Consider the following 23,243-nt stretch of genomic DNA (forward strand, 5'->3'; position numbering starts at 1 on the left):
GTTCGCTTTGACCGGGATTCAAGGCTTGACCAGTTGATCTGACTCGACGTACTGGAACGTGGCCTCGCTGGTGGGGGTCGATGGAGGAAACAAACGGATGACCGGTACCCATATTCTTCGGGTGGTGGAATTGTAGAAATCCTGTTGGTTGCCCTGGGCTTCCGGAAGGCCGGCATTGCTGCCACCAGCGATAAAGAAGAACGCCATGAGCGGTAGGGTGTCTTGCAGATTTTGTGGCCATGTCCTGACCACGACTTCATTCTGTTCAGTGAAATGCGTGGGGTTCTGACTCAACATTCCACGCGCTCTTACCGACTGGTAGAACGGCACTGCGGCCGGCTTGCCGGTCGCCTCTGAAACATCGAAGCCGCATTGCCGAATGTGGTGGCTATTGGGGGAGTTGTCCCAGACGCTTTTCCACTGTTCGGCGGTGGACACTCCTGAACTCTGGCAACGCTGGCTGGTGGTAGGGTACGAGGCGTGATGACCGCAAGGTGTGGTGCGGTTCCAGGTCCAGCCATCGATTGGAAACGAACACAACACATCGAGATCGACCTTGTCTTGCGGGGCGCCGAAAATCGGGTACAGCATGAATCCGTTGCCATGGCCCCAGGCCAGTCGACCGTATTTGGAGTCGGCCCTCAGGTAAGAGAAGGAGACTCCACCATTCTTGACGGACGTAGGACTGGGGTTCCAGACGTGATGAGTCTCGCCTGGCTTTTTATCAGTGACTCGAAAAATTATCCCCGAACACAGGAATGCGGGCTGGGTGGCGGACTCATGGCAGTTCTGAAATTTCGAGTTATAAAGGGTGTTCAACCACTCGACGACTTGCGGTCCCGTCAGAGCGCTATCTGCGTTACTGCTGATAACCGACTGGATCTGTGGCGGTGTAGTCGTGTGAGCACAGCCAAGCAGCGCTGCGATTGAAACGGAAAGAAATAAAATTTTCATTGGCTATTCCCTGCGTTCTGTCCGTTTGTCGTCTCTGCTGCACTTCACCTCGTTGATGAATTAAACGCTAACTTTGCAGGCCGGCGCACTGTCAGAACTGACAGGTATTTTTGCTTATTTTAACCGTCTGTCGGTTAAAGGGCTCGATATAGGAGGATGGGGTGATTACTTAAACGTACGTAGGCCGGTCGATCTGCCACTATCCGTACTCATAGGCCAATCGAGGAGCTTGCTCATGAACGACATACAGCAACTGGGCGAGATGCTCCGCCATTACGCCGACAGTGAAGCGCACAAGAAGCAACTGTTCGAGACGCAATCGGCGGCATGGGCTACGCGCATTACCGCGCTGTTTGGTGATATCCAGCAATGGCTGGAGCCGGTGCAGGCGCCGAATCTGCTGGAGGTGAATCGCGAGGCGTATATCGCGTTCGGGCCGAGCGTGCCGGTGGAGACGTCGACGTTCAAGACCGAGAAATTGAGCATCGTGATTGCCGGGAAGCCGGTGGAGTTTGTGCCGGATGTGATGGGCAGTGGTGGGCAGATTTCACTGGCGGTGATGGGGCTGACGGCCGCGCGTTACGGCAGCATTTCGCTGGTGGGACTGCCTAATGGCGAGTGGCAGTGGCGCAAGACCAACGGGTTGAAGGATCCGGATACGTTTGTGTTTGATGCGAATTTTCTTGCGCAGCAGTTGCAGGGGTTGATTCCGCGGGATCGTGGGTAAGATCACAAGCTTACCCCCTCACCCCAACCCTCTCCCCCAGCGGGCGAGGGGGAAAGGGAGCCGATCGAGTGCTGTTCAAAGCCTGAGTTCAACTTGATATTTCAGGTCGGCGTAACCCGAACAAACAACTCGGTCAGTTCCCTCTCCCTCTGGGAGAGGGCCAGGGTGAGGGCAGCCGGGCTGACACACCTCACATATCGAGGTTGATCCACCCCGGCTTGACTTCTTCAGGCGCCACCGCATTCACTGATTTCCCGGTCGCCAATTCCACCCGCCGCGCCACCTCCGGATCATCGGCAAACGGCACCATGCTCGCCTCATCCAGACTGTCCGCCGTCTCCCGGCGCAAGCAGTACTCCACCGCCAGCCACAGAAACACCACGACCAACCCATCGAAGAACATTTCCATCACTGGCACCTCAGGCGATCTGCGCTTCACGCTGCGCAAGGGCGACATCCGCAACCCGTACCGTGCGCCAGACGTTGTAGGCCATCAGCAACATCCCGGTCAGGAAAAACACCCCGCCAGCGAAGCGCACGACGAAGCCCGGATGACTGGCTTGCAGCGCTTCGACGAACGAGTAAGTCAGTGTGCCGTCCTCGTTGATCGCTCGCCACATCAGGCCCTGAGTGATGCCGTTGACCCACATCGAGGCGATGTACAGCACGGTGCCGATGGTCGCGAGCCAGAAGTGCAGGTTGATCAGCGCGGTGCTGTGCATCTGCGCCCGGCCGAAGACTTTCGGCACCATGTGGTAAGTCGCGCCGAAGGTGATCATCGCCACCCAGCCGAGCGCGCCGGCGTGAACATGGCCGATGGTCCAGTCGGTGTAGTGGGAGAGGGCGTTGACGGTTTTGATCGCCATCATCGGTCCTTCGAACGTCGACATGCCGTAGAACGCCAGCGACAGCACCAGAAAGCGCAGGATCGGGTCGGTGCGCAATTTATGCCAGGCGCCGGAGAGGGTCATCATGCCGTTGATCATGCCGCCCCAACTCGGCGCCAACAGGATCAGCGACATGGCCATGCCCAGCGACTGCGCCCAGTCGGGCAGGGCGGTGTAGTGCAAATGATGCGGGCCGGCCCAGATGTACAGAGTGATCAGTGCCCAGAAATGCACGATCGACAAACGATACGAATACACCGGCCGGTTGACCTGTTTCGGCACGAAGTAATACATCATGCCGAGGAATCCGGTGGTGAGGAAAAAACCCACGGCGTTGTGCCCGTACCACCATTGCACCATGGCGTCGGTGGCGCCGGAATAGAGCGGATAGGACTTGAACCAGTCCACCGGAATCGACAGGTGATTGACCACATGCAGCATGGCGATCACCAGAATGAACGCACCGAAAAACCAGTTGCCGACGTAGATATGCCTTGTCTTGCGTTGCACCACGGTGGTGAAAAACACCACGGCGTAAGCTACCCAGACGACGGCCATCCACACCGCGCCGGAGAATTCGATCTCGGCGTATTCCTTGGTGGTGGTGTAGCCCAGCGGCAAGGTGACCAGCATGATTACGATCACCGATTGCCAGCCCCAGAAAGTGAACGCGGCGAGGGTGTCCGAGTACAGCCGCACCTGGCAGGTGCGCTGCACCGCGTAGTAACTGGCAGCAAATTGCGCGCTGCCGGCGAAACCGAAAATCACCAGGCTGGTGTGCAGCGGGCGCAAGCGGCCGAAGGTGGTCCACGGCAGGTTCAGGTTCATTTCCGGCCAGACCAGCTGCGAGGCGATCCACACGCCCATCGCCATGCCCACCACACCCCAGAAAACCGTCGCGATGACGAATTGGCGCACGACCTTGTAGTTATAGGCCTGCCCGATTGTTGCTGTGCTCATGGTCAGTTCATCCACGGTTGCAAATCGCGCCAGGCCTCCTGGTCTGGCATGGGCTGCACTGTAGGAATTGCGACGGGAACAAAACAGACTCAGCAATGGCTGGTTTGTGCGGATCAGATTCGGGGCAGGGCTGTGGTGGTTTGACGCGGACTGATCTGGTTTTCGTGTAGTTTCTGTTCCTTGCCACGGTCCAATTGTAGGAGCGAGCCTGCTCGCGAAAGCGCTGTACCAGTCAACCCATCTGAACCTGACACACCGCTATCGCGAGCAGGCTCACTCCTACAAGTCGAAACGCTAAGACCGGGGAAACCCTTAGTATCCTCAACGATTGGGCATTTTCCCTTGGGTCACTGATGGCCTTTTGGTAGAGTCGCGCTCGCCAGCGGGTTTTCGGCTGGACGATGGAACCGAAGAAGGGAGTCTGATCAGTGAGTCCGGGCAAAAAAATCCTCGGTCTGACGGCGTTGCTTTTGCTGCTGACGCTGTGGGCCAGTTACGTTTATCTGTTCAATGAAAACCGCAACGGCCAGCTCGGCGGTGTCGGCGAAAGCACCGCGTGGTGCGGTACGCCACCGTCCACCGAAGCGGCGGCGCTGGGCAAGGATCAACTGACCCTGCGCGTCACCAATAATCTGCGCGGCGAGTTCATGCTCAGCGGTGCGCTGGTGGTGTCCGAACGCACCTTCAACCGCTATGACCTGAGCCGCAACGAACTGCGTCTGCGCCTCGAACCGTTGCAGTGGACCTACGGCGCCACGCCGATCTTCCTCGAACAGGTCAAGGTGCAGCCGCTGAGCCGCAACCTGTCGGCCAGCAACAAAAGCGCCTACGCCGAACTCGAACCGCGCCCGATCGGTGTGCAGGGCCAGGCGACTGCGTTCCCTTTCGACACCTATCGCTACGGCTACAAACCGGTGCTGTATTACCTCAAGGGCAGCGAGCGCATCGACCTGCGGTTCAAGAACATCACCACGCTGATGGAGATGTCCAACACCTTCACGCCGATCCAGAAATACAACCGCGTCGATTACATCAACGAGAACACCTCGATGATTCGCGACGAGGATTACAAACCCTACGGACCACACGAATGCGCCTTCAGTGTCGAGCGCAAGGATTCGTTCAAAGTCGTTGTGTTGATGCTGTTGCTGGTGCTGTGTCTGCCGCTGATGCTGGTGTTCTATCGCGACCTGCCGGGGATCGATTTCCTCGCGACGCTGGTGGGCGTGGCGCTGGTGCGCGGGCTGCTGCTCGGGCCGGTGCAGGACTTCCGCCTGTACAACATCGACTTTCTGTTTGGTGCGGTTATTTTGCTGGTGGGGACGGTATCGCTGATCAAGGCGATGCGGATCAATAGCCGGCGGGAGATCGCGTTGCGTAGTGGAGAGACGTCCTGGTGAATGGGGGTTGAAGATCAAAAGCCCCTCATCGAAACGCCGCCCGCCTATCCCTCTCCCAGAGGGAGAGGGGACTGACCGAGGTGTCTGGCGAGCTGCACCGACCTGAAAAATCCAGTCGATTATGGATTCACAACAGTAGGTCAGGTAAATGCATCTCATGAATATCCTTCGGTCGGTCCCCTCTCCCTCAGGGAGAGGGCTAGGGTGAGGGGATGCAATCTCCAGCCGATCACTTCAACGCCGGATCCCCCATATTCATCTTCTTCCACCCCTGCAACAGCACCTGCGCCTTTGGCTCCTGGCCGCTGTCGAGGTACCACTGAATCAGCGACAACCGCGCATTGCGATTCGCCGGCTGCACCTTGAGCAACCCCTCCAGCAGCGCACACGCCTCATCAACTTTGCCGCTTTCATGCAGCGCCACCGCCAGCACATAGCCGTATTGCGCGTTCTGCGGCTCCAGTTGCGCGGCTTTTTTCAGCGGTGCCATGGCTTCGGCCGTCTTGCCAGCGCGGATCAGTGACAAGCCCTGAGTGTGTTGCAGCAACGCAGCATCCGGGTGTTGCTTGAGGTTGTCGCCGAGCAGTTTCTGCGCTTCGCTGGCCCGACCATTGGCCTCCAGCCATTGCACCAGCGTGACCAGTGCCGGATAGAAGTCCGGGTCGCGTTGCAGTGCCGAGCGCAACAAGCCTTCGACTTCGGCGCTGCGGCCGCTGGCCTGGTACAGCATCGCCAGATTCAGATTGGCTTCGGCACGTTCCAGCAAGCTTTTTTGCACCGCTTCGTATTCGGCAATCGCCGCGTTCCAGTTGGCTTGCGCTGAGCCCAGACCGTTGTTGCGCGAAACACCGAGCAGGTCCCGCGCCGCGACGATGCGCACGGCTTTCACCGGGTCGCCCAACAATGGCGAGAGCAGCGGCGTACGCTCTGCGGGTGGCAGGAACGCGCTGATCGCCCGAACTGCGCTTTCGCGCACTTGCGGGTCGGCGTGGCGCAGACCCTCGGTCGCCAGTTTCAACGCCTGTTCGCTCGGGTACAGCGGCAGTTCCGCCAGCAACGTCGCGCGCTGGATGGCCGGCAGATTGCTGCGTTGCAACTGCGTATACAGCGCGTCCGCTGCACCGGGCTGGCCGTTGCGTATCAGCCACAGACTCTCGTCATAACGCGGCGCTTGCGCTGCGCTGGATGCGCTCCACAGTTTGAACTGCGCAGTGACCTTGTCGCCGGCCTTGCCCTGGTGACAGGTCAGGCAGGCGTCCGGGGTGCCGAGCTGCTGCGCGCGTTCCGGGTTGGGAATGCTGAAACTGTGGTCATGCCGCAAGTCGTTGCCCATGTAGAACTTGCCGGGCATGTGGCAATCCACGCACTGCGAACCGGGCTGGCCCATGGTGTGGCGGGTGTGTTCGCTGGAGTCGTAGTTCTTTGCTTGCAGGCCTTTACCGTCGACGCCTTCGACCGAGGTCTTGCCGGCGGGGTTATGGCATTGCAGGCACACCGCGTTGCCCGGTGCCTTGAGTTCGGTGCTGTGCGGGTTGTGACAATTGCTGCAGCGCACGCCCTTGTCGAACATTTTGCTTTGCAGGAACGAGCCGTGTTCGAACACTTCATCGTTGATCTTGCCGTCCAGCTCGTACAGCTCGCGAGTGAGGACGCTGGGCAGGTAATCGTCCATCAAGCGCTTGCCGACCGTAAAACCATCGCCCAGCGGCGCCCGGCGGGCGTGACAGCGTGCGCAGGTTTCGATCTCGACGGTGGCGTTTTTGTCTTTCAGGTTCACGTCAAAGCCGTGATGGATCAGATCGGTTTTTTGCGCCGTCCACTGCACATGATTCGACGCCGGACCGTGGCACGCCTGGCAGCCGACGCCGAGGCTGTTCCACTGACTGTTGAAGGTGTTGCTGGCCGCCTCGAAGTTGCGCTTGAAGCCGGTAGTGTGGCACTCCACGCACATGAAGTTGGCGTTCTGACTGGGCTTGCTCCAGTGCAGCGGATTCTTGAAATTGACGCCCTGGCCGGGATACAGATGAAACCAGCGGTGCTTTTCGCTATCCCAGGCCACACCGAGCGCCTGCAAGCGACCTTCGCCGACCTCGATCAGGTACTGCTGCAATGGCGCGATGCCGAAGGTGTAAGCGACTTTGAAGTCAGCATTCTTGCCGTCGATGCCGGGCGTGTTGACCCAGAATCCGCCGTCGTGGCGCGAGAAACGTGTGGTTTCGTTCTCGGCCTTGAAGGTGACGTTATTGAAATCGCCGAGCACGGTCTCGGCGTTCGCCGCCTGCATCGCCAACTGGTGGTGCGAACCCTGCCAGTCCTTGACCTGCTCGCTGTGGCAGCCCTGGCATTGCTGCTCATCAACCATCGTCGCCGGGATGCTCGCCACGACCGGCTGTGGCTTGGTGGGCGCGGCAACCGGCGTGCTCACCGGCACGGGTTTCACCGGGGCGGGAGCAGGGCTGAACAGAAACCAGCCGATGCCGGCCACGGCAGCCAGCAGCACACCGATAGTGACGGGAAACAGCAAACTTGAAGTTGAAGAACAGGGCGAATCAGGGTCGGGTCGTGCGGCTTTGTTTTTATGCTTGGGCATTGCGACTTCCGTAGTCCAGGGGCATTTGCCGTCGGGCGCGCGTTCCAGCTCGTTGCAGCTTTGCCGGATGACCGGCGTCTGTCAAATAACGTCTGTGAGCCGTTGCGCAGCCTGTGTGAATTTTGTGCTTTGCCAGCGCAATTACTCAAGGTTTAGCTATACCTGTAGCTCCCCCAGGCAAAGTTTTTGGCCTTCTGACAGGAGTTACAGCATGAAGCTAGCAGTGATGATGGGCACGCTGTGCATTGCCACCCTCGGTGTGGTGGGTTGTTCCAGCAAGACCGTCGCTCCCGATGAATACTCCGGGTTTCTCAAGGACTACAGCCAGCTCAAGGAGGCCAAATCGCCTTCCGGTGCCGAGGTGATGCGCTGGATGGACCCGAAACTGGATATCAACAAATACACCAGCGCCTACATCGAACCGAGCCAGCTCTATCCCAAGCCGCAACCGACCGCAAAAATTCCGCAGCAGACCCTCAATGGCATCACCAGTTATTACGACCAGGCGCTCAAGCGTGAGATCGGCAAGTCGTTGCCACTGGCCACCGGGCCTGGGCCGGGGGTGATTGTGGTGCGTCCGGCGATTACGGCGGTGAGCAGCAAGACCGAAGGGTTGCATGCCTATGAGGTGATTCCGATTGCGCTGGTTGCTGCGGCCGTGAGCACGGCCAGTGGTATTCGTGATCAGGAAACGACCTTGGCCACCGAGGCGGTGTTTCTTGATGGCGGCAATAACGGTGTCGTGGCGCAGGTAGTGCGTAAAGGTACCGGGACGCCGTTGGAGAATTCTTCGCAGGTGATGAAGGCTGATGACGTTAAAAAGGTTATCGATGGTTGGGCGGTCGATATGCATCAGACTTATCTGAAGCTCAAGGCTGAGGCCAAGTGATGCGCTGAGGCTTTGGTTTCGTCGTTGGCAGGCGGGCTTCCGTTTTGTGCGCACTGAAGATCAGTGTGGGAGCCAGCTTGCTGGCGATGGCTGCTTTCGGGCGCTGAGTTTGTTGTGTACATATCCGTTGCTGCGGTAACGGCTACTTAGGGTTCCGCTCTTACAGCGGGTCACCTTTTTCAAAGGCCAAAAAGGTAACCCAAAAGGCTTGCTCCTACGTACGGCCCTCGCAGGCTCGGGTTCCTTCGCTGCGGGATCGATCCGGGCGCAGCGGCTACGGTTTGCTTCGCTGCACCTCCTTCCGCTGTGTACGACTGCGTCGTACGGTCGCTGCGCTCCCACGCCCGGATCAATCCCTCCGCTCAGCCTTCCGATGTCGCTGGTTAGGCAAGATCAAGGGCACTCGAGATTGCGCTCATTGTTGAGTGGTGAGAAGCGCCGTATGGCTTGAGATCTGCGGTGGATTCGCCCCTCATCGGAACGCCGCCCGCCCAGCCCTCTCCCCTTGGAGAGGGAGCCGATTTTGTTTGGTTTCGAGACTTGCATTCAACTCGGTATCTCATGTCGGTGTAGTCCTCGCATCCCCCCGGTCAGTCCCCTCTCCCTCCGGGAGAGGGTTAGGCGGGCGGCGTTCCGATGAGGGGCTTTTGATCTGCGGTAAAACGCAGTTTCTGCAATTTCCTGATTCTGCTCTCTCTCCTTGGCGAGAGGGCCGTGCGTCGTTCTGATGAGTGGAAAATTCACCCCAATCCCAATCCCAATCCCAATCCCAATCCCAACACGCAACCACCCAACATAAAAAAAGGCGCCCCAAAAAGGGCGCCTCAACTGTCATCTCCCGGGCCAGAGCGGAGCCGCGGGAGGTCCATCGGTTGCTCCGTCAATCTCGGTCGCGGTAGGACTCGGTGACTTGCGCGGTTCGGTCGGCGGGAACGCGAATTTCTTTCGCGTTGGCGTCGCTCTGTTGCGCGCTCTGGTTCTGGTGAACCGGGAAGTTGTCGTAGTAATAGCGCATGCGCTCAGCGCCGCCTTCGGCGAAGACGCTGGCAGATCCCAGGGCAAACAGTCCGGCAAGGATCACGGTAGAGATTTTCATGGTGCCTCCTACTGAACGAGTGGGAGCTGTTTCATCCATGAAGCAAAACTCGAAAGGAGTCTCTACCGTGTGAATTAACGCGGGGTTAACGCCCGCTCAGGGTGAGTTTTGCAGCATGTTGCAGAGCGCTGTCTGCGCACCGCGTCAGAGCATGATCGTTCCCACGCTCCCGCGTGGGAATGCCTCAAGGGACGCTCCGCGTTCCAGGTTCCCGAAGGGACGCGGAGCGTCCGGGCTGCATTCCCACGCAGAGCGTGGGAACGATCAGTGGGCGAGGGTGGGGTTTTTTGAAGGGAACGGCTCAGAGCTTCCAGTCGAGACTGACGGTCAGCGTGCGCGGATCGCCCCAATAAACACCGTTGTAGAAACCGACGTTGTCGTAGTACTTCTTGTCGAACAGGTTGTTGACGTTCAGCGACGCCGACAGGTGTCGATCAAACTCGTAACGCGACATCAGATTCACCACGGTGTAGGCGCTCTGTTTGATCCGCGCCGTTTCCTGGTCAGTCCCGACTGGCCGGGTCGATGTGCCGTACACATCGCTCTGCCAATTCACCGCACCGCCGACAGTCAGCGCCTGCCAATCGCCGGGTAAACGGTACGCTGTCGACACGCGCAGCAGGTTCATCGGCTCACTGGTGTTGCTGCGTTCACTTTCGCCGTTGACCGAGTGGGTATAGGTGTAACCGGCGGTCATGTTCCAGCCGCGCAGGACCTCGCCAGAGACCTCCGCTTCGAAGCCGTTGACCTTGTTGCCCTTGCCACCGGATTTGTAGAACTGCTCACGCGTCACCGGATCGGGCGGCGCGCTGTTGTCCACCTCGGCGACGTTGTCCTGCTTGCTCCAGAACAGCGCTGTGGCAACGTTCAGACGCTCGTCGAGCAAACTGCCCTTGAGGCCCAGCTCGTAGTTTTTGCCGACCACCGGGTCGATGTACTGGCGATTTTTGTCGCGGTTACCCTGGGGTTTGAAAATGTCGGTGTAACTGACATAGGCCGTGTATTGCGGCGTCAGGTCGTAGAGCAGTCCGGCGTAAGGCGTCCAGATATCGTTCTGTTTCTGGCTGGTGTAATCGACCCTGGTCAGTTGGCGGTTGGTGTCGTATCTGTTACTGGTGGTGGACGCTTGCCAACTGCCGTAGCGACTGCCCAGCACCGCATGCAATTCATCAGTGAGGCTCAGGCGCGTGGCGATGTAGCCGGCTTTTTGCCGCGTGTCGTCTTTGGAACCAGTGAGATCGGTGACCGTGTCGCTGAACTTGTCGATGTTGCCCATGTATTTCCAGTCGCGAATGGTCCCGTAATTGTCGGGCCGCGCGCCGGCGATGGTGTAGGGGGAATTCGAACGCCGCTCGGCCTCGCCGTAGCCGAACATCATTTCGTGCTCGCGCCCGAACAAGGAGTAGGGGCCGGACACGTTGAAGTCATAGGCCTGCATTTTCTGCGTGCCGATCATGTGCGAGGTATAGGCGAGCATGCCGCTGCGGTCGGCCGCAGGAAAACCCGCGCCGCCGAAATAAACCTTGCCGTCGGTGTCGCTTTGCCGATGGGTGTAAGCCGCTTTCAAATGCCAGCCGCCCGCCAGTTGCTGGTCGAGGGTGGCGAAGGCGGTTTTGTCTTGCAGTGGCCAGGAACTCCACGATGTCGCCATGTTGGTCGAGCGACCCAATCCGGCCTTGCTGCCATCGGCGTTCCAATAGGGCACGGTGCCCCAGGACGAACCCTGTACGTGCTTGTTCTGATAGTCGTAACCCACCGCGAGCACGGTTGAGTCGGTCAGGTCCGCTTCGAGCACGCCATAACCGACCTCGCGCTGCAGCGCGTATTTGTCCTTGATCGACTGGCTGTCGCGATAAGCCAGCACGCTGCGCCCACGCAGACGACCGTCGAACGCCAGCGGCCCGCCGACATCCACATAGCTGTAGTAATTGTCATAGCTGCCGCCACTGACCCCGGCCAGCGCCTGCCATTGCGCGGTCGGGCGCTTGCGCACCATGTTGATCGTCGCCGATGGATCGCCGGCCCCGGTGGTCAGCCCCGTGGCCCCGCGAACCACCTCGATGCGGTCGTAGATGATGGTGTCCGAGTCAGACTTCATGCGATCGAAGGTATTGAGCATTCCATCAATCTGGAAGTTATCGATCGCATAGCCGCGCGACGAATAACTGACCCGGTCCGAATCCAGATGCTGAACCACCACGCCGGTGGTCTGGCGCATCGCCTCGGACAACGTACCGAGTTTGAAATCATCCATTTGCTGGCGAGTGATCACCGACACCGATTGCGGGGTTTCCTTGATCGACAGGTTCAACCGCGTCGCGGTGCTCATTGCGCCGGTGGTGTAGGACTCGGTGTTTTCGGTGGTGGTGCCGAGGCCTTGCGCGGTGACGCTGGTCGCCGCCAGTTCAAGCGCCGAACCGGCTGGCGACGGTTGCTCTTCAGCCTGGGTTTGCGCCAGCAGATCCGGGCTGATCGCCGCGCCGCAGAGGCCGAGGGTAAAGGTCATGGAACGGGTAATGGGCGCGAACATCGCAGCCTACTCCTTGTCTTCGAAGGTAAAAATTCCGTTGGTTCAAAGACGAAGGTTGGAGCGGGGATTTAGGCTCAAACGAGAAATATTGTTATTTGTAGATGTTTCGGGGACGAAAAAAAGGGGCCGCTGAGGCCCCTTTGGTTCTATTGCTCTTTCGCTTCCGCGACGGTTGCTTCGGGCTTTTTCGGCTTCATCAGGCTGAAGTCGATCAGCGCACGTTGCGCGGTCTGGTACGGGTCGCCGATCAACAACGGCCGTTCCTTGAAGCTGTCGCTGACCAGGCTCTTGCTGCGGTCGAGTTCGTCAAAGCTCAACCCGGCCATGTCGGCCCAGGTGTGGATCAGATGCGAGCTGCTGTAAGGGCGGTCAAGATCACCGGCGAAGTTCCAGTCGTGGTTTTCCTTCCACTTCGGCGAGGCCCAGGCCATGAACGGGATGGTGTACATCGGCGCGGTCGGTTTGTTTTCGTTACGACCGAGGGTCTTGTGGCCGACCGAGTCGAACACGTCTTCACCGTGGTCGGAGAGGTATAGCAAAAAGCCGTTCGGATCGGATTTGGCGTAATCCTTGATCAGGCTCGAGACGACGAAATCGTTGTACAGCACCGCATTGTCGTAGCTGTTGTAAGTCGGGACCTGGTCGTCACGCACCTCGGCCGGGACACCTTCGCGGTCCTTGAACTTGTCGAAGGTTGGCGGATAACGATACTGGTAGCTCATGTGCGTACCGAGCAGATGCACGACGATCAGCTTGCGCGGTGCGGCGTCGGCCAGAGCCTTGTTGAACGGCTCGATGACGTCGCCGTCGTATTGCGCGGCATTCTGGTTACGGTTGTTGTTGAGGTACACCTGCTCGTCGGCCTGCTCGGAAAAGGTCGTGAGCATAGTATTGCGCTTGGTCATGGTCTGCTGGTTTGTGATCCAGAAGGTCTTGTAGCCGGCCTGCTTCATCACGCTGACCAGCGATGGCGTCGACAGGTACAGATCCGGGTGCAGTTCGTCAGCGAAGGTCAACACCTGCTGCAGCGCCTCGATGGTGTACGGGCGCGGGGTGACGACGTTGTCGAACACCGCCAGTTGATCCTTGAGTTTGTCCAGCTCCGGCGTGGTGTTGCGCGGATAACCGTACAGGCTCATACGCTGGCGGTTGGTCGATTCACCGATCACCAGCACCAAGGTCTGCGGCTGATCGCCCGAGGCGTCCTTCAGGTTTTTCAACGGCGGGATCTTGCTGACGTTGTGCAGCATGCCCTGCATGTCGGCGAGGGTTTCCTGATAACGGTGATAGGCCACCACCATCTGCCACGGCACGGCCGGCTCAATGCGGGTTTCGAATTTTTCGAAGCCTTGTTCAAAGCTACCCATGCGCAAGGTCTGTTTGACCAGCGGGTAACCGATCACTGCAATCAGGATCGCAATCGCTGCGACGAAGGCGCGGCCACGCGGCATGTACACCGGACGCAGACGAGTCCACAGGAAATACGCAAACGCGGTATGCGCAAGGAACGCCGGCACCATCCACCAAGCGAAGTACTGCGTCATGTATTCGCCGGCTTCGGACACGTTCGACTCGAACATGATGAAGATCACGCTTTGCGAGAATTCCTGCTCGTAAATGAAAAAATAGCCAAGGCTGGCCATCGAGCAGGCCCACAGCACCACACCGATGATCGCCGCGAGCAACTTGGTGCGCTTGGGAAACAGCAGCATCGGCGCGAGCCAGATCGCGCTCATGACGAAGGCCTGACGGAACCCGGTGAAGCCCGAGGTGCCAGTCAGTTGAATCAGCAGTTGAGTGATACCCGAGAAGTACCAGAAGAATACGAACAGCCAGAGAAGTCCGGCCCAATCAAAACCTGTCGCAGTCGTTGTGCTGCGTTTGAACAATGCCATTCGGCGCTCCAGCTCTGGTTACAACCACCGCCGGGACATCCGTGAAACCGACGAACGGAGGCCGTACGCGCAGGTACGGCCAGAATGCGGCGCAGTATCACCAAGCCAATGTGAAAAGTTTGTTATTTGACGCGCATTTAGCCCGCTAAAAGGGGCAGGGGCATCATGTCGGGAACCGCGGCTGCCGTTCCCGAATCAGGCGGGGATCAGGCGTGGGGGTGACGCTGAACGACCGGCAAAGGTTGCGGCTGCGAGCCCTGGGTCAACAGGCGCAGCTGCGCCAGCTCTTGCTTCAACTGGTCGCGTTCGTCCTTCAACTGACGCAACTCATCGCGACGGATCGTGACGTACAGGGTTTGTGGCGGCATTGCTGTGTGTACTGTGCCCATTGCTCACCTCGCAAATGGCGTGCATCAACTGTAAGCCACCCCTGATCTGAGGTGGTGACTTACTATCGGCGCCAATTTTGATTTCTTTTGCCCATTTATGGAACTTTTTTATTTTTCATGGTCGGTGTGTCTTCGGCACGATTTGCGGCGTTATCAGTCTGGATCGGGCACAATGCCCGGAAACTTCATCGCAACGCTCTGGACTAACCTCCATCAGTCGCGTTGGGCTATAACCAATGACACATATTTATTTGTAGTAAGGAGCATCAGCACATGCAACTCGGGATTATTGGACTGGGCCGCATGGGCGGCAATATTGCGCGACGTCTGATGCTCAACGGCCACACCACCGTTGTTTACGACCGCAATACCGCTTTCATCGATAACCTGGTCGCCGAGGGCTCCACCGGCGTCGCCGACTTGCCAGCCCTGGTTGCCGGCCTCGACAAGCCACGCGCTGTCTGGGTCATGTTGCCGGCCGGCGCGCCGACCGAAGACACCATCAACACCCTGAGCGAACTGCTCGAAGCCGGCGACACCATCATCGACGGCGGCAACACCAACTATAAGGACGACATTCGCCGGGCCAAAACCCTGGCCGGGAAGGGCTTGCACTATATCGACGTCGGCACCTCCGGCGGCGTCTGGGGCCTGGAACGTGGCTATTGCATGATGATCGGCGGCGACGCCGACACCGTGCAGCGCCTCGACCCGCTGTTCGCTGCACTGGCACCGGGCATGGGTGACATCCCGCGTACCAAGGACCGCAAGTCTGACGATCCGCGCGCCGAGCACGGTTACATCCATGCCGGTCCTGCCGGTGCCGGGCACTTCGTGAAGATGATTCACAACGGTATCGAGTACGGCATGATGGCCGCGTTCGCTGAAGGCTTCGACATCCTCAAGACCAAATCCAGTGAACGCCTGCCGGAAGACCAGCGTTTCGATCTGAACGTGGCCGACATTGCCGAAGTCTGGCGTCGCGGCAGCGTGGTGTCGTCGTGGTTGCTCGACCTGACCGCCGATGCGCTGGCCAGCGACCCGAAACTCGACGGTTTCTCCGGTTCCGTGGCGGACAGCGGCGAAGGCCAATGGACCATCGAGGCCGCCATGGAGCAAGCGGTGCCGGTACCGGTGCTGTCGAACTCGCTGTTCTCGCGTTACCGTTCACGCGGGCAGGGCACCTTCGGCGACAAGATTCTCTCCGCGCAGCGCTTCGGCTTCGGCGGCCACGTGGAGACACCGAAGAAATGACCCGAACGATCCGCAGAAAGTCCAAGGCAGAACCCGCACCACCGACCACGCTGTTTCTGTTCGGTGCCCACGGCGACCTGGTCAAGCGCTTGCTGATGCCGGCGCTGTACAACCTCAGTCGCGACGGCTTGCTTGACGACAATCTGCGGATCGTCGGCGTTGACCACAACGCAATTACCGATGAAGCCTTTGCGCAAAAGCTCGAAGATTTCATTCGCAGTGAAGCGGCGGCCAAGGTCGGCAAGGGCGGTCAGATGCTTGATCCGGCCTTGTGGGCCAAGCTCGCCAAAGGTATCAGCTACGTCCAGGGCGATTTCCTGGACGACAGCACCTATTCGGCGCTGGCGGCGAAAATCGCCGACAGCGGCACCGGCAATGCGGTGTTCTACCTGGCCACCGCGCCGCGTTTCTTCAGCGAAGTCGTCCGCCGCCTCGGCGCTGCGAAACTGCTCGAAGAAACCCCCGAGGCATTCAGAAGGGTGGTGATCGAGAAGCCGTTCGGCTCCGATCTGCAAACCGCCGAAGCGCTGAACGCCTGTTTGCTCAAGGTGATGTCGGAGAAGCAGATCTATCGGATCGACCATTATCTGGGCAAGGAAACCGTGCAGAACATTCTCGTCAGCCGGTTCTCCAACAGCCTGTTCGAAGCGTTCTGGAACAATCACTACATCGACCACGTGCAGATTACTGCCGCCGAAACAGTCGGTGTCGAGACCCGTGGCAGTTTTTACGAACACACCGGCGCACTGCGCGACATGGTGCCCAATCACCTGTTCCAGTTGCTGGCGATGGTTGCCATGGAGCCGCCGGCGGCCTTTGGCGCCGATGCGGTGCGCGGCGAGAAGGCCAAGGTGGTGGGTGCGATTCGTCCCTGGTCGGTCGAGGAGGCACGGGCCAATTCGGTCCGCGGCCAGTACAGCGCAGGGGAACTCGACGGCAAGCCGTTGAACGGCTATCGCCAAGAAGCCAATGTTTCGCCGGACAGCACCACGGAAACCTACGTGGCACTGAAAGTGATGATCGACAACTGGCGCTGGGTCGGCGTGCCGTTCTACCTGCGCACCGGCAAGCGCATGAGCGTGCGCGACACCGAGATCGTCATCTGCTTCAAACCGGCACCGTATGCGCAGTTCCGCGACACTGAAGTCGATGAGCTGCAACCGACCTACCTGCGCATCCAGATCCAGCCGAACGAAGGCATGTGGTTCGACCTGCTGGCCAAGCGGCCGGGGCCGGCGCTGAACATGGCCAACATCGAGCTGGGTTTTGCCTACAAGGATTTCTTCGAGATGCAGGCCTCGACTGGCTACGAAACGCTGATCTACGACTGCCTGACCGGCGACCAGACACTGTTCCAGCGCGCTGACAACATCGAGAACGGCTGGCGCGCCGTGCAACCGTTCCTCGATGCCTGGCAGCAGGATGCCAGCGTGCAGCATTACGCTGCCGGTGAAGACGGCCCGCAGGCCGCCGAAGATCTACTGACTCGCGATGGTCGCGTCTGGCATGGCCTCGGATGAGTGACTTGCCAAAACAACCCATCCGTTTTCTGCTCAGCGACATGGACGGCACGCTGTTGTTGCCTGATCACACGCTGAGCCAGCGCACCCTTGATGCGGTGCGCTCGCTGCGTGAGGCGGGCGTGCTGTTCAGCCTCGCCACCGGCCGCCCGCCCAAAGCCATGTTGCAGCAGATCGAAGCCTTGGGCGTGGATCTGCCGACAGCGGCGTTCAATGGCGGGACTATCGTCAAGCCGGACGGCACCCTGTTGGCGGCGCATTATTTGCCGGCGACCACAGCGCTTATCGCACTGGCACTGTTTGCCGATCAGCCGGACGTCGAAGTCTGGGTGTTCAGCGGCGGCGACTGGCTGCTCAAGGATCCGCACGGGCCGATGGTCCCGCGCGAGCAGCACGGCCTCGGCTATCCGCCGGTGGTCGTGGAGAGCTTTGAGCCGTATCTGGAAAGGATCGACAAGATCGTCGCCACCAGCAACAACACGCAGTTGTTGATCGAGCTGGAGGCGCAGTTGCTGCCCAAGGTCAATGGCATGGCCCAGGTGTCGCGTTCGCAACCGGTGTATCTGGACGTGACCGCGCTGGAAGCCAACAAAGGCACGGCGCTGACGACGATTGCCGAATACCTTGGCGTGCCGCTGGAACAAACGGCGGCGATCGGCGACGGCGGCAATGATCCGGCGATGTTCAAGTGTGCAGGGCTGTCGATTGCCATGGGCCAGGCGGAGGACGCGGTGAAGCGTCAGGCCGACGTGGTTACCGCGACCAACACCGAAGACGGCGTGGCCCAGGCGATCGAGAAGTACATCCTCCCTCGCTGAGCCAACCCAAAAACCAATGTAGGAGTGAGCCTGCTCGCGATAGCGGAGTATCTGCCCCATTTACGGGTCTGACACACCGCTATCGCGAGCAGGCTCACTCCTACAGGGATCTGCCTCTGAAACCAAGTGTGGGCGCCAGCAGGCTGGCACCACACTATCGGTCAGAGCCAGTAGCTCACCGCATACCAGCCCAGCCCGCCCATCACCACGGTGTACGGCACCGCCATCCACACCATTTTCCCGTACGACAGGCGCACCAGCGGTGCAATCGCCGAGGTCAGCAGGAACAGGAACGCCGCCTGGCCGTTCGGCGTCGCCACGCTCGGCAGGTTGGTGCCGGTGTTGATGGCAATGGCCAGCGTTTCGAAGTGCTCGCGGCTCATGTGGCCGGCAAGGAATGCCTGTTTCACTTCGGTGATGTAAATCGTTGCGACGAACACGTTGTCGCTGATCGCCGACAGCAGACCATTGGCGATGAACAACATGCCCGGCTGCTGCTCCACAGGCAGCGCCAGCACCCACTGGATCAACGGCGCAAACAGCTGCTGATCGTGAATCACCGCCACTACCGCGAAAAACACCACCAGCAGCGCAGTGAACGGCATGGCTTCCTTGAACGCGCTGCCCAGACGATGTTCGTCGGTGATGCCGGTAAACGCGGTAATCAACACGATCACCATCAAGCCGATCAGACCGACTTCAGCGACGTGCATGGCCAGGCAGGCGATCAGAATCAATGCCGCAGCACCTTGCACCAGCAGCGCGGCGCGTTGGCGGGACGTGCGCTCGGCGTTGTCTTCGGCGGCGTAGTTAGCCAAAACGCCACGCACATTGTCCGGGAGCAACGTGCCGTAGCCGAACCAGCGCAGCTTCTCCAGCAACACGCATGTCACCAGACCGGCCGCCAGCACCGGTAGCGAAACCGGGGCAACCTTGGTAAAGAACTCGCCGAAGTGCCAGCCCATCTCATGGCCGATCAACAGGTTCTGCGGCTCGCCTACGAGCGTGCAGACACCGCCCAGCGCCGTACCCACCGCACCGTGCATCAACAGGCTGCGCAAAAACGCGCGGAACTGCTCAAGATCGTCGTGGTGCAATTTCGGCAGGTTCGCATCGTCAGCGAATTCACTGTCCTGGCGCGGATCGTTGCCGGACGCGACGCGGTGATAGACCGAATAGAAGCCTACACCGGCGCTGATGATCACCGCCGTTACTGTCAGCGCATCAAGAAACGCCGAGAGGAATGCGGAAAGAAAGCAGAACATCAACGCCAGCACGGCTTTTGAACGTACACCCAGCAGCAGCCGCGAGAACAGAAACAGCAGCAGATCTTTCATGAAGTAGATGCCTGCGACCATGAACATCAGCAGCAGGATCACCGGAAAGTTGTGCACCAGCTCATCGTACAGCGCCTGCGGCGTGGTCATCTTCAGCAGCAGCGCTTCGACCAGCAACAAGCCGCCGGGCATCAACGGATAGCACTTGAGCGCCATGGCGAGGGTGAAGATGAACTCGATCACCAACAACCAGCCGGCCGCCACCGGGCCGATGCTGAACAGCACCACGGCATTGAGGATCAGGAAGCCAACGATGGTCGCCTTGTACCAGCGTGGCGAATGCCCGAGAAAGTTTTGCGCGAACGCCTGGGTCATCGAACCGGACATCGGTTGCTCCTTTTTTATAGAAGCGCGCAAGTTGCCGGATACGTTCGGGAAGATCAAGTACAGCCAGTATTTTCAGTGGTCGAGATATCGCACAACCACCGCCCGATAATTTCCATCCAGCGAAAACCCACCCACCAGAATCCCCCCATCCGCCTGCACGGCCAGTGAACTGGCCGAGTCCAGGCTGCGTCCAAGGCGCGTACGGAGCCAGCCATGGCCGTCGCCGAACGCCGGGTCGAGGCGACCGTCGCTCAGGTAACGGGCAACGATGAAATCAGCCTCGACGCCGCCAATGGTCGCGCCTGCCGCGATCATCCGCCCGTCGGGCAAACGTTGAGCGGTGCTCCACTGGCAGCCGCTGTGGCCGATTTGCAGAAGTTGCGGCAGGCCTCCATGGCTGTGGATGTCCGGTCGGCCGTTCGAGTGCAGGGTGAAGGTCAGACAGCGGATCGGCTCGCGGCTGCTGCCAAAACACTGAAGCGCATCGCACGCTTCGAGAACCCGACTGACCTGAACACTTTTGTTCTCAGCCTTGAACGCCATGAACCCGTCCACTGCAAACGACTCATCGAGACGACCGTCAGGCAGGTAGCGCGCCAACAAGCCTTCCTGCGGAAGATCAATGGAACCGGCCACCACGATTCGTCCGTCCTTTTGCAGTAACAGGCTGCTCAGCCAGGTATTGAGCAACAGGTGACGAATCATCACAAACCCGCGGCCGTTGAAGGTGTCATCAAGGCTGCCGTCCGGCATGAGGCGAATCAGCATGCCGGCATGGTCGGCCAGTTCGAAATGATGGTTGGCGATCAACAGAATGCGCCCGTCGTCCTGCACCGCGACGTCGCAGGCTTCCGCCCCCGGCACGCCCGGTGGCAACCAGGCATCGCGGCTGCCCATGGACAGGTCGCCCGGCAGACGTATCACCTGACGGCCGTTGTCGCCAAAGGACAAGTCCGGTTTGCCGTCCGCGTTGAACAAGGCCAACGCGGGCAGGGTGCGATGGGCGTTTTCGTAATGTAGGCCGGCCAAGAGAATGCGCCCGTCCGCCAGCACTTTTACCTTGCCGCCGGTGGCTTCGAAACCGTGGGCGAAGGTGCCGATCACGCTGCCATGCTCGCCAAAGGTCAGGTCTGCGGAGCCGTCGGCGAGCATGCGCGCCAGGCCAAACCGGCTGCCGCGCGCATCGCAGACTTTCGCTGCGACCAGAATCCGGCCCTGTGCATCGAGGGCGATGTCTTCGCTCAGGCTGGACACGCTGCCCGCGAAGTACGCCTGGGCGACGCCCTGAGTGCCAAAGGTTTTATCGAGTTGCCCGGATCGAGGCGTAAACGACGGTGAGACGGTCGTTGGTGACGCCGGCAAGGCAAAAGTGTTCAGGGTGGACATGCACGCATCTCCTTGCGAGTTGACCATGACCGCGAACCGGATGGGTAACTGCACGAGCGGAACATTCAATCCCTGAACCGGGAGAAGTACAACTGTAAGAACTAACAGGTGGAGAGTCGCACTGTGCCAGAACAGTGTCTTTTTGAACCAAAAGAAAGCCGACCAAGCAATTAAGCCTGGTCGGCTTGAAAACACTTATACACGCTGATGGAAGTTTACAAGGTTGCAACTAAGCGCAGAGGCGGTTGATTTCGAAGTCTCCCGCCTCAGTTGCCCATCAGTCTGGCATCGACCACGATTGCAGGCTGTAACCTTCTTCGCTGAGTTCTGCGCGAGCCTGCTGCAGCAGTTGCTCGAGTTGCGCTGGATCGGAGTAGGCGCTGCTTGGAATCTGTTTGCGGCCGATGTGCGAGTTGGTCCGGTCGACGACGGTCAGGCTCAGTTCGCCATTGCCGTCTTGCGGCGCCCAGGCCACGCAGTGGAAAGGTTTGAAGGCGTGGTTGGCAATCAGAAGAGCTTCGTTGATACGGAGCGGGGCGGTCATGGGGTCTTCTCTCTGTCGTGCCCAATCAAATGATGTGCCGTCGGTTGGGCTTACCGTTCGGCTGGTTACTTGTACTGATGCACGCAACCCTCGAACGGGTCACACAGGAAACAAAGAAATTTCAAAGTTTCTTTCAAGTCTTGCTTTAAAGCGGTCTTTCGAAAGCCTGACGAAAGCTTCGAATCGCCAACTAAGTCGATAGCTTACTAACAACTCGATTCTTATAACTGATTTAACGAGACGCCTATAAGCAATCGGTACAAGGCCCTGTCAAAATCTTGCTAGTGTTACAGTCGGGTCTGCCAAATGACTGTTTTTTCAACCATTTCCTTTATTTGGCGCCAAGGAACAGTCATGAGCGAAGCGCCTGCGTTACGACGTTTACTGGTGGTCGATCCGTGCGACGACTGCCACCGCTTATTGCCCGGATTACGCGCCGTCGGTTGGGATGTCGACAGTTGCTCGCTGGAGAACGCCGCCGAGCGCAGTTGTGACATCGGCTTGCTGCGCTTGCAGCCGTTTCACCTGGAACGACCCGAAGCCGTCAAGGAGCTGATCAGCCGCAGCGGCACCGAATGGATTGCCGTGCTCAATCAGGAAGTCCTGCGTCTGCAGAATGTCGGCGACTTCGTCTGTGAATGGTTTTTCGACTTTCACACCTTGCCGTTCGACGTCTCGCGGGTGCAGGTGACCCTCGGGCGCGCGTTCGGCATGGCGCGGTTGCGTGGGCAGGGCACGATTCATGTCGACCAGCCCGAGCACGAGCTGCTGGGCGACAGCAAACCGATTCGCGAACTGCGCAAGTTGCTCAGCAAACTGGCGCCCACCGAATCGCCGGTTCTGATTCGCGGTGAAAGCGGAACTGGCAAAGAACTGGTCGCGCGCACGCTGCACCGTCAGTCCCAGCGCCACAGCAAGCCCTTCGTGGCGATCAATTGCGGCGCCATCCCTGAGCATCTGATCCAATCAGAATTGTTCGGCCACGAAAAAGGCGCCTTCACCGGCGCGCATCAGCGCAAGGTTGGGCGCATCGAAGCCGCCAATGGCGGCACGCTGTTTCTCGACGAGATCGGCGATCTGCCTTTGGAGCTGCAAGCCAACCTGTTGCGCTTTCTCCAGGAAAAACACATCGAGCGCGTCGGCGGCAGTCAGCCGATTCCGGTGGATGTGCGGGTGCTGGCGGCGACTCACGTCGACCTCGAAGCCGCGATCGAGAAAAAACTTTTTCGCGAAGATCTGTATTACCGCCTCAACGTCTTGCAAGTGGTGACCGCGCCACTGCGCGAGCGACACGGCGACCTGTCGATGCTGGCCAATCATTTTTCACACTTTTACAGTCACGAAACCGGGCGCCGTCCGCGCAGTTTCAGCGAAGACGCGCTGATCGCCATGGGCAAGCATGACTGGCCGGGCAATGTCCGCGAACTGGCCAACCGTGTGCGCCGAGGGCTGGTGTTGGCCGAGGGCCGGCAGATCGAGGCGCGGGATCTGGGGCTGATCAGTCAGCACTCGATCGCCACGCCGATGGGCACCCTCGAAGACTACAAGACCCGCGCCGAACGCCAGGCGCTGTGTGACGTGTTGAACCGGCACAGCGATAACCTCAGCGTTGCAGCGAAAGTGCTCGGCGTATCGCGGCCGACGTTTTATCGGTTGTTGCACAAGCATCAGATCCGCTAGGGCGGGTAGACAACAAAGGCCCGTTGCGAGGTGATCGCAACGGGCCTTTGTTGTTTAACG

At 59.4% G+C, this 23,243-nt stretch carries 18 protein-coding genes; 7 read left to right on the forward strand and 11 right to left on the reverse strand.

Annotated features, from left to right (window positions below):
* Positions 1-18: 18 nt before the first annotated feature.
* Positions 19-954, reverse strand: a complete 936-nt coding sequence (locus J3P75_RS13070; protein WP_434710970.1) for a halovibrin HvnC — start codon at positions 952-954, stop codon at positions 19-21.
* A 235-nt stretch (positions 955-1,189) separates the two neighbouring features.
* Here J3P75_RS13070 and J3P75_RS13075 point away from each other — a divergent pair, with 235 nt between their 5' ends.
* Entirely contained in the window at positions 1,190-1,681 is a 492-nt protein-coding gene (locus J3P75_RS13075) for a hypothetical protein (protein ID WP_434710972.1), read from the forward strand.
* Between the two features lie 190 nt (positions 1,682-1,871).
* Here the strand turns inward: J3P75_RS13075 and J3P75_RS13080 are convergent, their stop codons facing one another.
* Together J3P75_RS13080 and ccoN are read right to left on the reverse strand one after the other, a co-directional pair.
* The gene (locus J3P75_RS13080) at positions 1,872-2,090 is read right to left on the reverse strand and encodes a cbb3-type cytochrome c oxidase subunit 3 (RefSeq protein ID WP_434597991.1); all 219 of its coding nucleotides are present in this window, start codon (positions 2,088-2,090) and stop codon (positions 1,872-1,874) included.
* 10 nt (positions 2,091-2,100) lie between these two features.
* A complete protein-coding gene (gene ccoN, locus J3P75_RS13085) occupies positions 2,101-3,528 on the reverse strand; it encodes a cytochrome-c oxidase, cbb3-type subunit I (protein ID WP_434710974.1) in 1,428 nt (475 codons plus the stop codon).
* Positions 3,529-3,956: 428 nt separating this feature from the next.
* Between ccoN and J3P75_RS13090 the strand changes: the two genes are divergently transcribed.
* A complete protein-coding gene (locus tag J3P75_RS13090; RefSeq protein ID WP_434710976.1) occupies positions 3,957-4,928 on the forward strand; it encodes a hypothetical protein in 972 nt (323 codons plus the stop codon).
* Positions 4,929-5,157: 229 nt separating this feature from the next.
* On the opposite strand, the gene J3P75_RS13095 is transcribed toward J3P75_RS13090, so the two are convergent.
* Positions 5,158-7,518, reverse strand: a complete 2,361-nt coding sequence (locus tag J3P75_RS13095) for a tetratricopeptide repeat protein (protein ID WP_434710978.1) — start codon at positions 7,516-7,518, stop codon at positions 5,158-5,160.
* 211 nt (positions 7,519-7,729) lie between these two features.
* Between J3P75_RS13095 and J3P75_RS13100 the strand changes: the two genes are divergently transcribed.
* Complete coding sequence (locus J3P75_RS13100) at positions 7,730-8,407, forward strand: DUF3313 domain-containing protein (RefSeq protein ID WP_434710980.1); 678 nt, start codon at positions 7,730-7,732, stop codon at positions 8,405-8,407.
* 880 nt (positions 8,408-9,287) lie between these two features.
* Here J3P75_RS13100 and J3P75_RS13105 read toward each other — a convergent pair.
* From J3P75_RS13105 to J3P75_RS13120, 4 genes are all read right to left on the reverse strand, one after another.
* Positions 9,288-9,503 (reverse strand): hypothetical protein, encoded by a 216-nt coding sequence (locus J3P75_RS13105; protein WP_434710981.1) that lies wholly within the window; start codon positions 9,501-9,503, stop codon positions 9,288-9,290.
* A 301-nt stretch (positions 9,504-9,804) separates the two neighbouring features.
* Positions 9,805-12,033, reverse strand: coding sequence for a TonB-dependent siderophore receptor (locus tag J3P75_RS13110; RefSeq protein WP_434710983.1), 2,229 nt, complete (start codon positions 12,031-12,033; stop codon positions 9,805-9,807).
* A gap of 146 nt (positions 12,034-12,179) precedes the next feature.
* A complete protein-coding gene (locus J3P75_RS13115) occupies positions 12,180-13,928 on the reverse strand; it encodes a phosphoethanolamine transferase CptA (protein ID WP_434710985.1) in 1,749 nt (582 codons plus the stop codon).
* Between the two features lie 206 nt (positions 13,929-14,134).
* Positions 14,135-14,317: a DUF6026 family protein gene (locus tag J3P75_RS13120; RefSeq protein WP_203418187.1), complete on the reverse strand. Its 183-nt coding sequence runs from the start codon at positions 14,315-14,317 to the stop codon at positions 14,135-14,137.
* Between the two features lie 273 nt (positions 14,318-14,590).
* Here J3P75_RS13120 and gnd point away from each other — a divergent pair, with 273 nt between their 5' ends.
* Genes gnd through J3P75_RS13135 form a run of 3 tightly spaced genes read left to right on the forward strand, consistent with a single transcriptional unit; the run spans position 14,591 to position 17,909 of the window.
* Complete coding sequence (gene gnd / locus J3P75_RS13125) at positions 14,591-15,571, forward strand: phosphogluconate dehydrogenase (NAD(+)-dependent, decarboxylating) (RefSeq protein WP_434710987.1); 981 nt, start codon at positions 14,591-14,593, stop codon at positions 15,569-15,571.
* Complete coding sequence (gene zwf, locus J3P75_RS13130) at positions 15,568-17,091, forward strand: glucose-6-phosphate dehydrogenase (RefSeq protein WP_434710989.1); 1,524 nt, start codon at positions 15,568-15,570, stop codon at positions 17,089-17,091. Before gnd ends, zwf begins: the two co-directional genes overlap by 4 nt.
* Entirely contained in the window at positions 17,088-17,909 is an 822-nt protein-coding gene (locus tag J3P75_RS13135; RefSeq protein WP_434710990.1) for an HAD family hydrolase, read from the forward strand. The genes zwf and J3P75_RS13135 overlap by 4 nt, the downstream gene beginning before the upstream one ends.
* Before the next feature lie 161 nt (positions 17,910-18,070).
* Here the strand turns inward: J3P75_RS13135 and nhaB are convergent, their stop codons facing one another.
* The 3 genes from nhaB to J3P75_RS13150 form a co-directional block, all read right to left on the reverse strand.
* The gene (gene nhaB / locus J3P75_RS13140) at positions 18,071-19,573 is read right to left on the reverse strand and encodes a sodium/proton antiporter NhaB (protein ID WP_434710991.1); all 1,503 of its coding nucleotides are present in this window, start codon (positions 19,571-19,573) and stop codon (positions 18,071-18,073) included.
* Positions 19,574-19,645: 72 nt separating this feature from the next.
* A complete protein-coding gene (locus tag J3P75_RS13145; protein WP_434710993.1) occupies positions 19,646-20,959 on the reverse strand; it encodes a hypothetical protein in 1,314 nt (437 codons plus the stop codon).
* Positions 20,960-21,236: 277 nt separating this feature from the next.
* Complete coding sequence (locus tag J3P75_RS13150; RefSeq protein ID WP_434710994.1) at positions 21,237-21,503, reverse strand: hypothetical protein; 267 nt, start codon at positions 21,501-21,503, stop codon at positions 21,237-21,239.
* 354 nt (positions 21,504-21,857) lie between these two features.
* Here J3P75_RS13150 and J3P75_RS13155 point away from each other — a divergent pair, with 354 nt between their 5' ends.
* Positions 21,858-23,183, forward strand: a complete 1,326-nt coding sequence (locus tag J3P75_RS13155; RefSeq protein ID WP_090283651.1) for a sigma-54 dependent transcriptional regulator — start codon at positions 21,858-21,860, stop codon at positions 23,181-23,183.
* Positions 23,184-23,243 lie beyond the last annotated feature (60 nt).

This window comes from Pseudomonas sp. R1-1 (assembly GCF_051132135.1).
In the GTDB taxonomy this organism is placed as follows: domain Bacteria; phylum Pseudomonadota; class Gammaproteobacteria; order Pseudomonadales; family Pseudomonadaceae; genus Aquipseudomonas.

Excerpts from the sequence above, each read along its gene's own strand:
- J3P75_RS13070 (WP_434710970.1), bottom strand. The coding sequence starts at position 954 with ATGAAAATTTTATTTCTTTCCGTTTCAATCGCAGCGCTGCTTGGCTGT.
- J3P75_RS13075 (WP_434710972.1), top strand. The coding sequence starts at position 1,190 with ATGAACGACATACAGCAACTGGGCGAGATGCTCCGCCATTACGCCGAC.
- J3P75_RS13080 (WP_434597991.1), bottom strand. The coding sequence starts at position 2,090 with ATGGAAATGTTCTTCGATGGGTTGGTCGTGGTGTTTCTGTGGCTGGCG.
- ccoN (WP_434710974.1), bottom strand. The coding sequence starts at position 3,528 with ATGAGCACAGCAACAATCGGGCAGGCCTATAACTACAAGGTCGTGCGC.
- J3P75_RS13095 (WP_434710978.1), bottom strand. The coding sequence starts at position 7,518 with ATGCCCAAGCATAAAAACAAAGCCGCACGACCCGACCCTGATTCGCCC.
- J3P75_RS13100 (WP_434710980.1), top strand. The coding sequence starts at position 7,730 with ATGAAGCTAGCAGTGATGATGGGCACGCTGTGCATTGCCACCCTCGGT.
- J3P75_RS13105 (WP_434710981.1), bottom strand. The coding sequence starts at position 9,503 with ATGAAAATCTCTACCGTGATCCTTGCCGGACTGTTTGCCCTGGGATCT.
- J3P75_RS13110 (WP_434710983.1), bottom strand. The coding sequence starts at position 12,033 with ATGTTCGCGCCCATTACCCGTTCCATGACCTTTACCCTCGGCCTCTGC.
- J3P75_RS13115 (WP_434710985.1), bottom strand. The coding sequence starts at position 13,928 with ATGGCATTGTTCAAACGCAGCACAACGACTGCGACAGGTTTTGATTGG.
- J3P75_RS13120 (WP_203418187.1), bottom strand. The coding sequence starts at position 14,317 with ATGGGCACAGTACACACAGCAATGCCGCCACAAACCCTGTACGTCACG.
- gnd (WP_434710987.1), top strand. The coding sequence starts at position 14,591 with ATGCAACTCGGGATTATTGGACTGGGCCGCATGGGCGGCAATATTGCG.
- zwf (WP_434710989.1), top strand. The coding sequence starts at position 15,568 with ATGACCCGAACGATCCGCAGAAAGTCCAAGGCAGAACCCGCACCACCG.
- J3P75_RS13135 (WP_434710990.1), top strand. The coding sequence starts at position 17,088 with ATGAGTGACTTGCCAAAACAACCCATCCGTTTTCTGCTCAGCGACATG.
- nhaB (WP_434710991.1), bottom strand. The coding sequence starts at position 19,573 with ATGTCCGGTTCGATGACCCAGGCGTTCGCGCAAAACTTTCTCGGGCAT.
- J3P75_RS13145 (WP_434710993.1), bottom strand. The coding sequence starts at position 20,959 with ATGTCCACCCTGAACACTTTTGCCTTGCCGGCGTCACCAACGACCGTC.
- J3P75_RS13150 (WP_434710994.1), bottom strand. The coding sequence starts at position 21,503 with ATGACCGCCCCGCTCCGTATCAACGAAGCTCTTCTGATTGCCAACCAC.
- J3P75_RS13155 (WP_090283651.1), top strand. The coding sequence starts at position 21,858 with ATGAGCGAAGCGCCTGCGTTACGACGTTTACTGGTGGTCGATCCGTGC.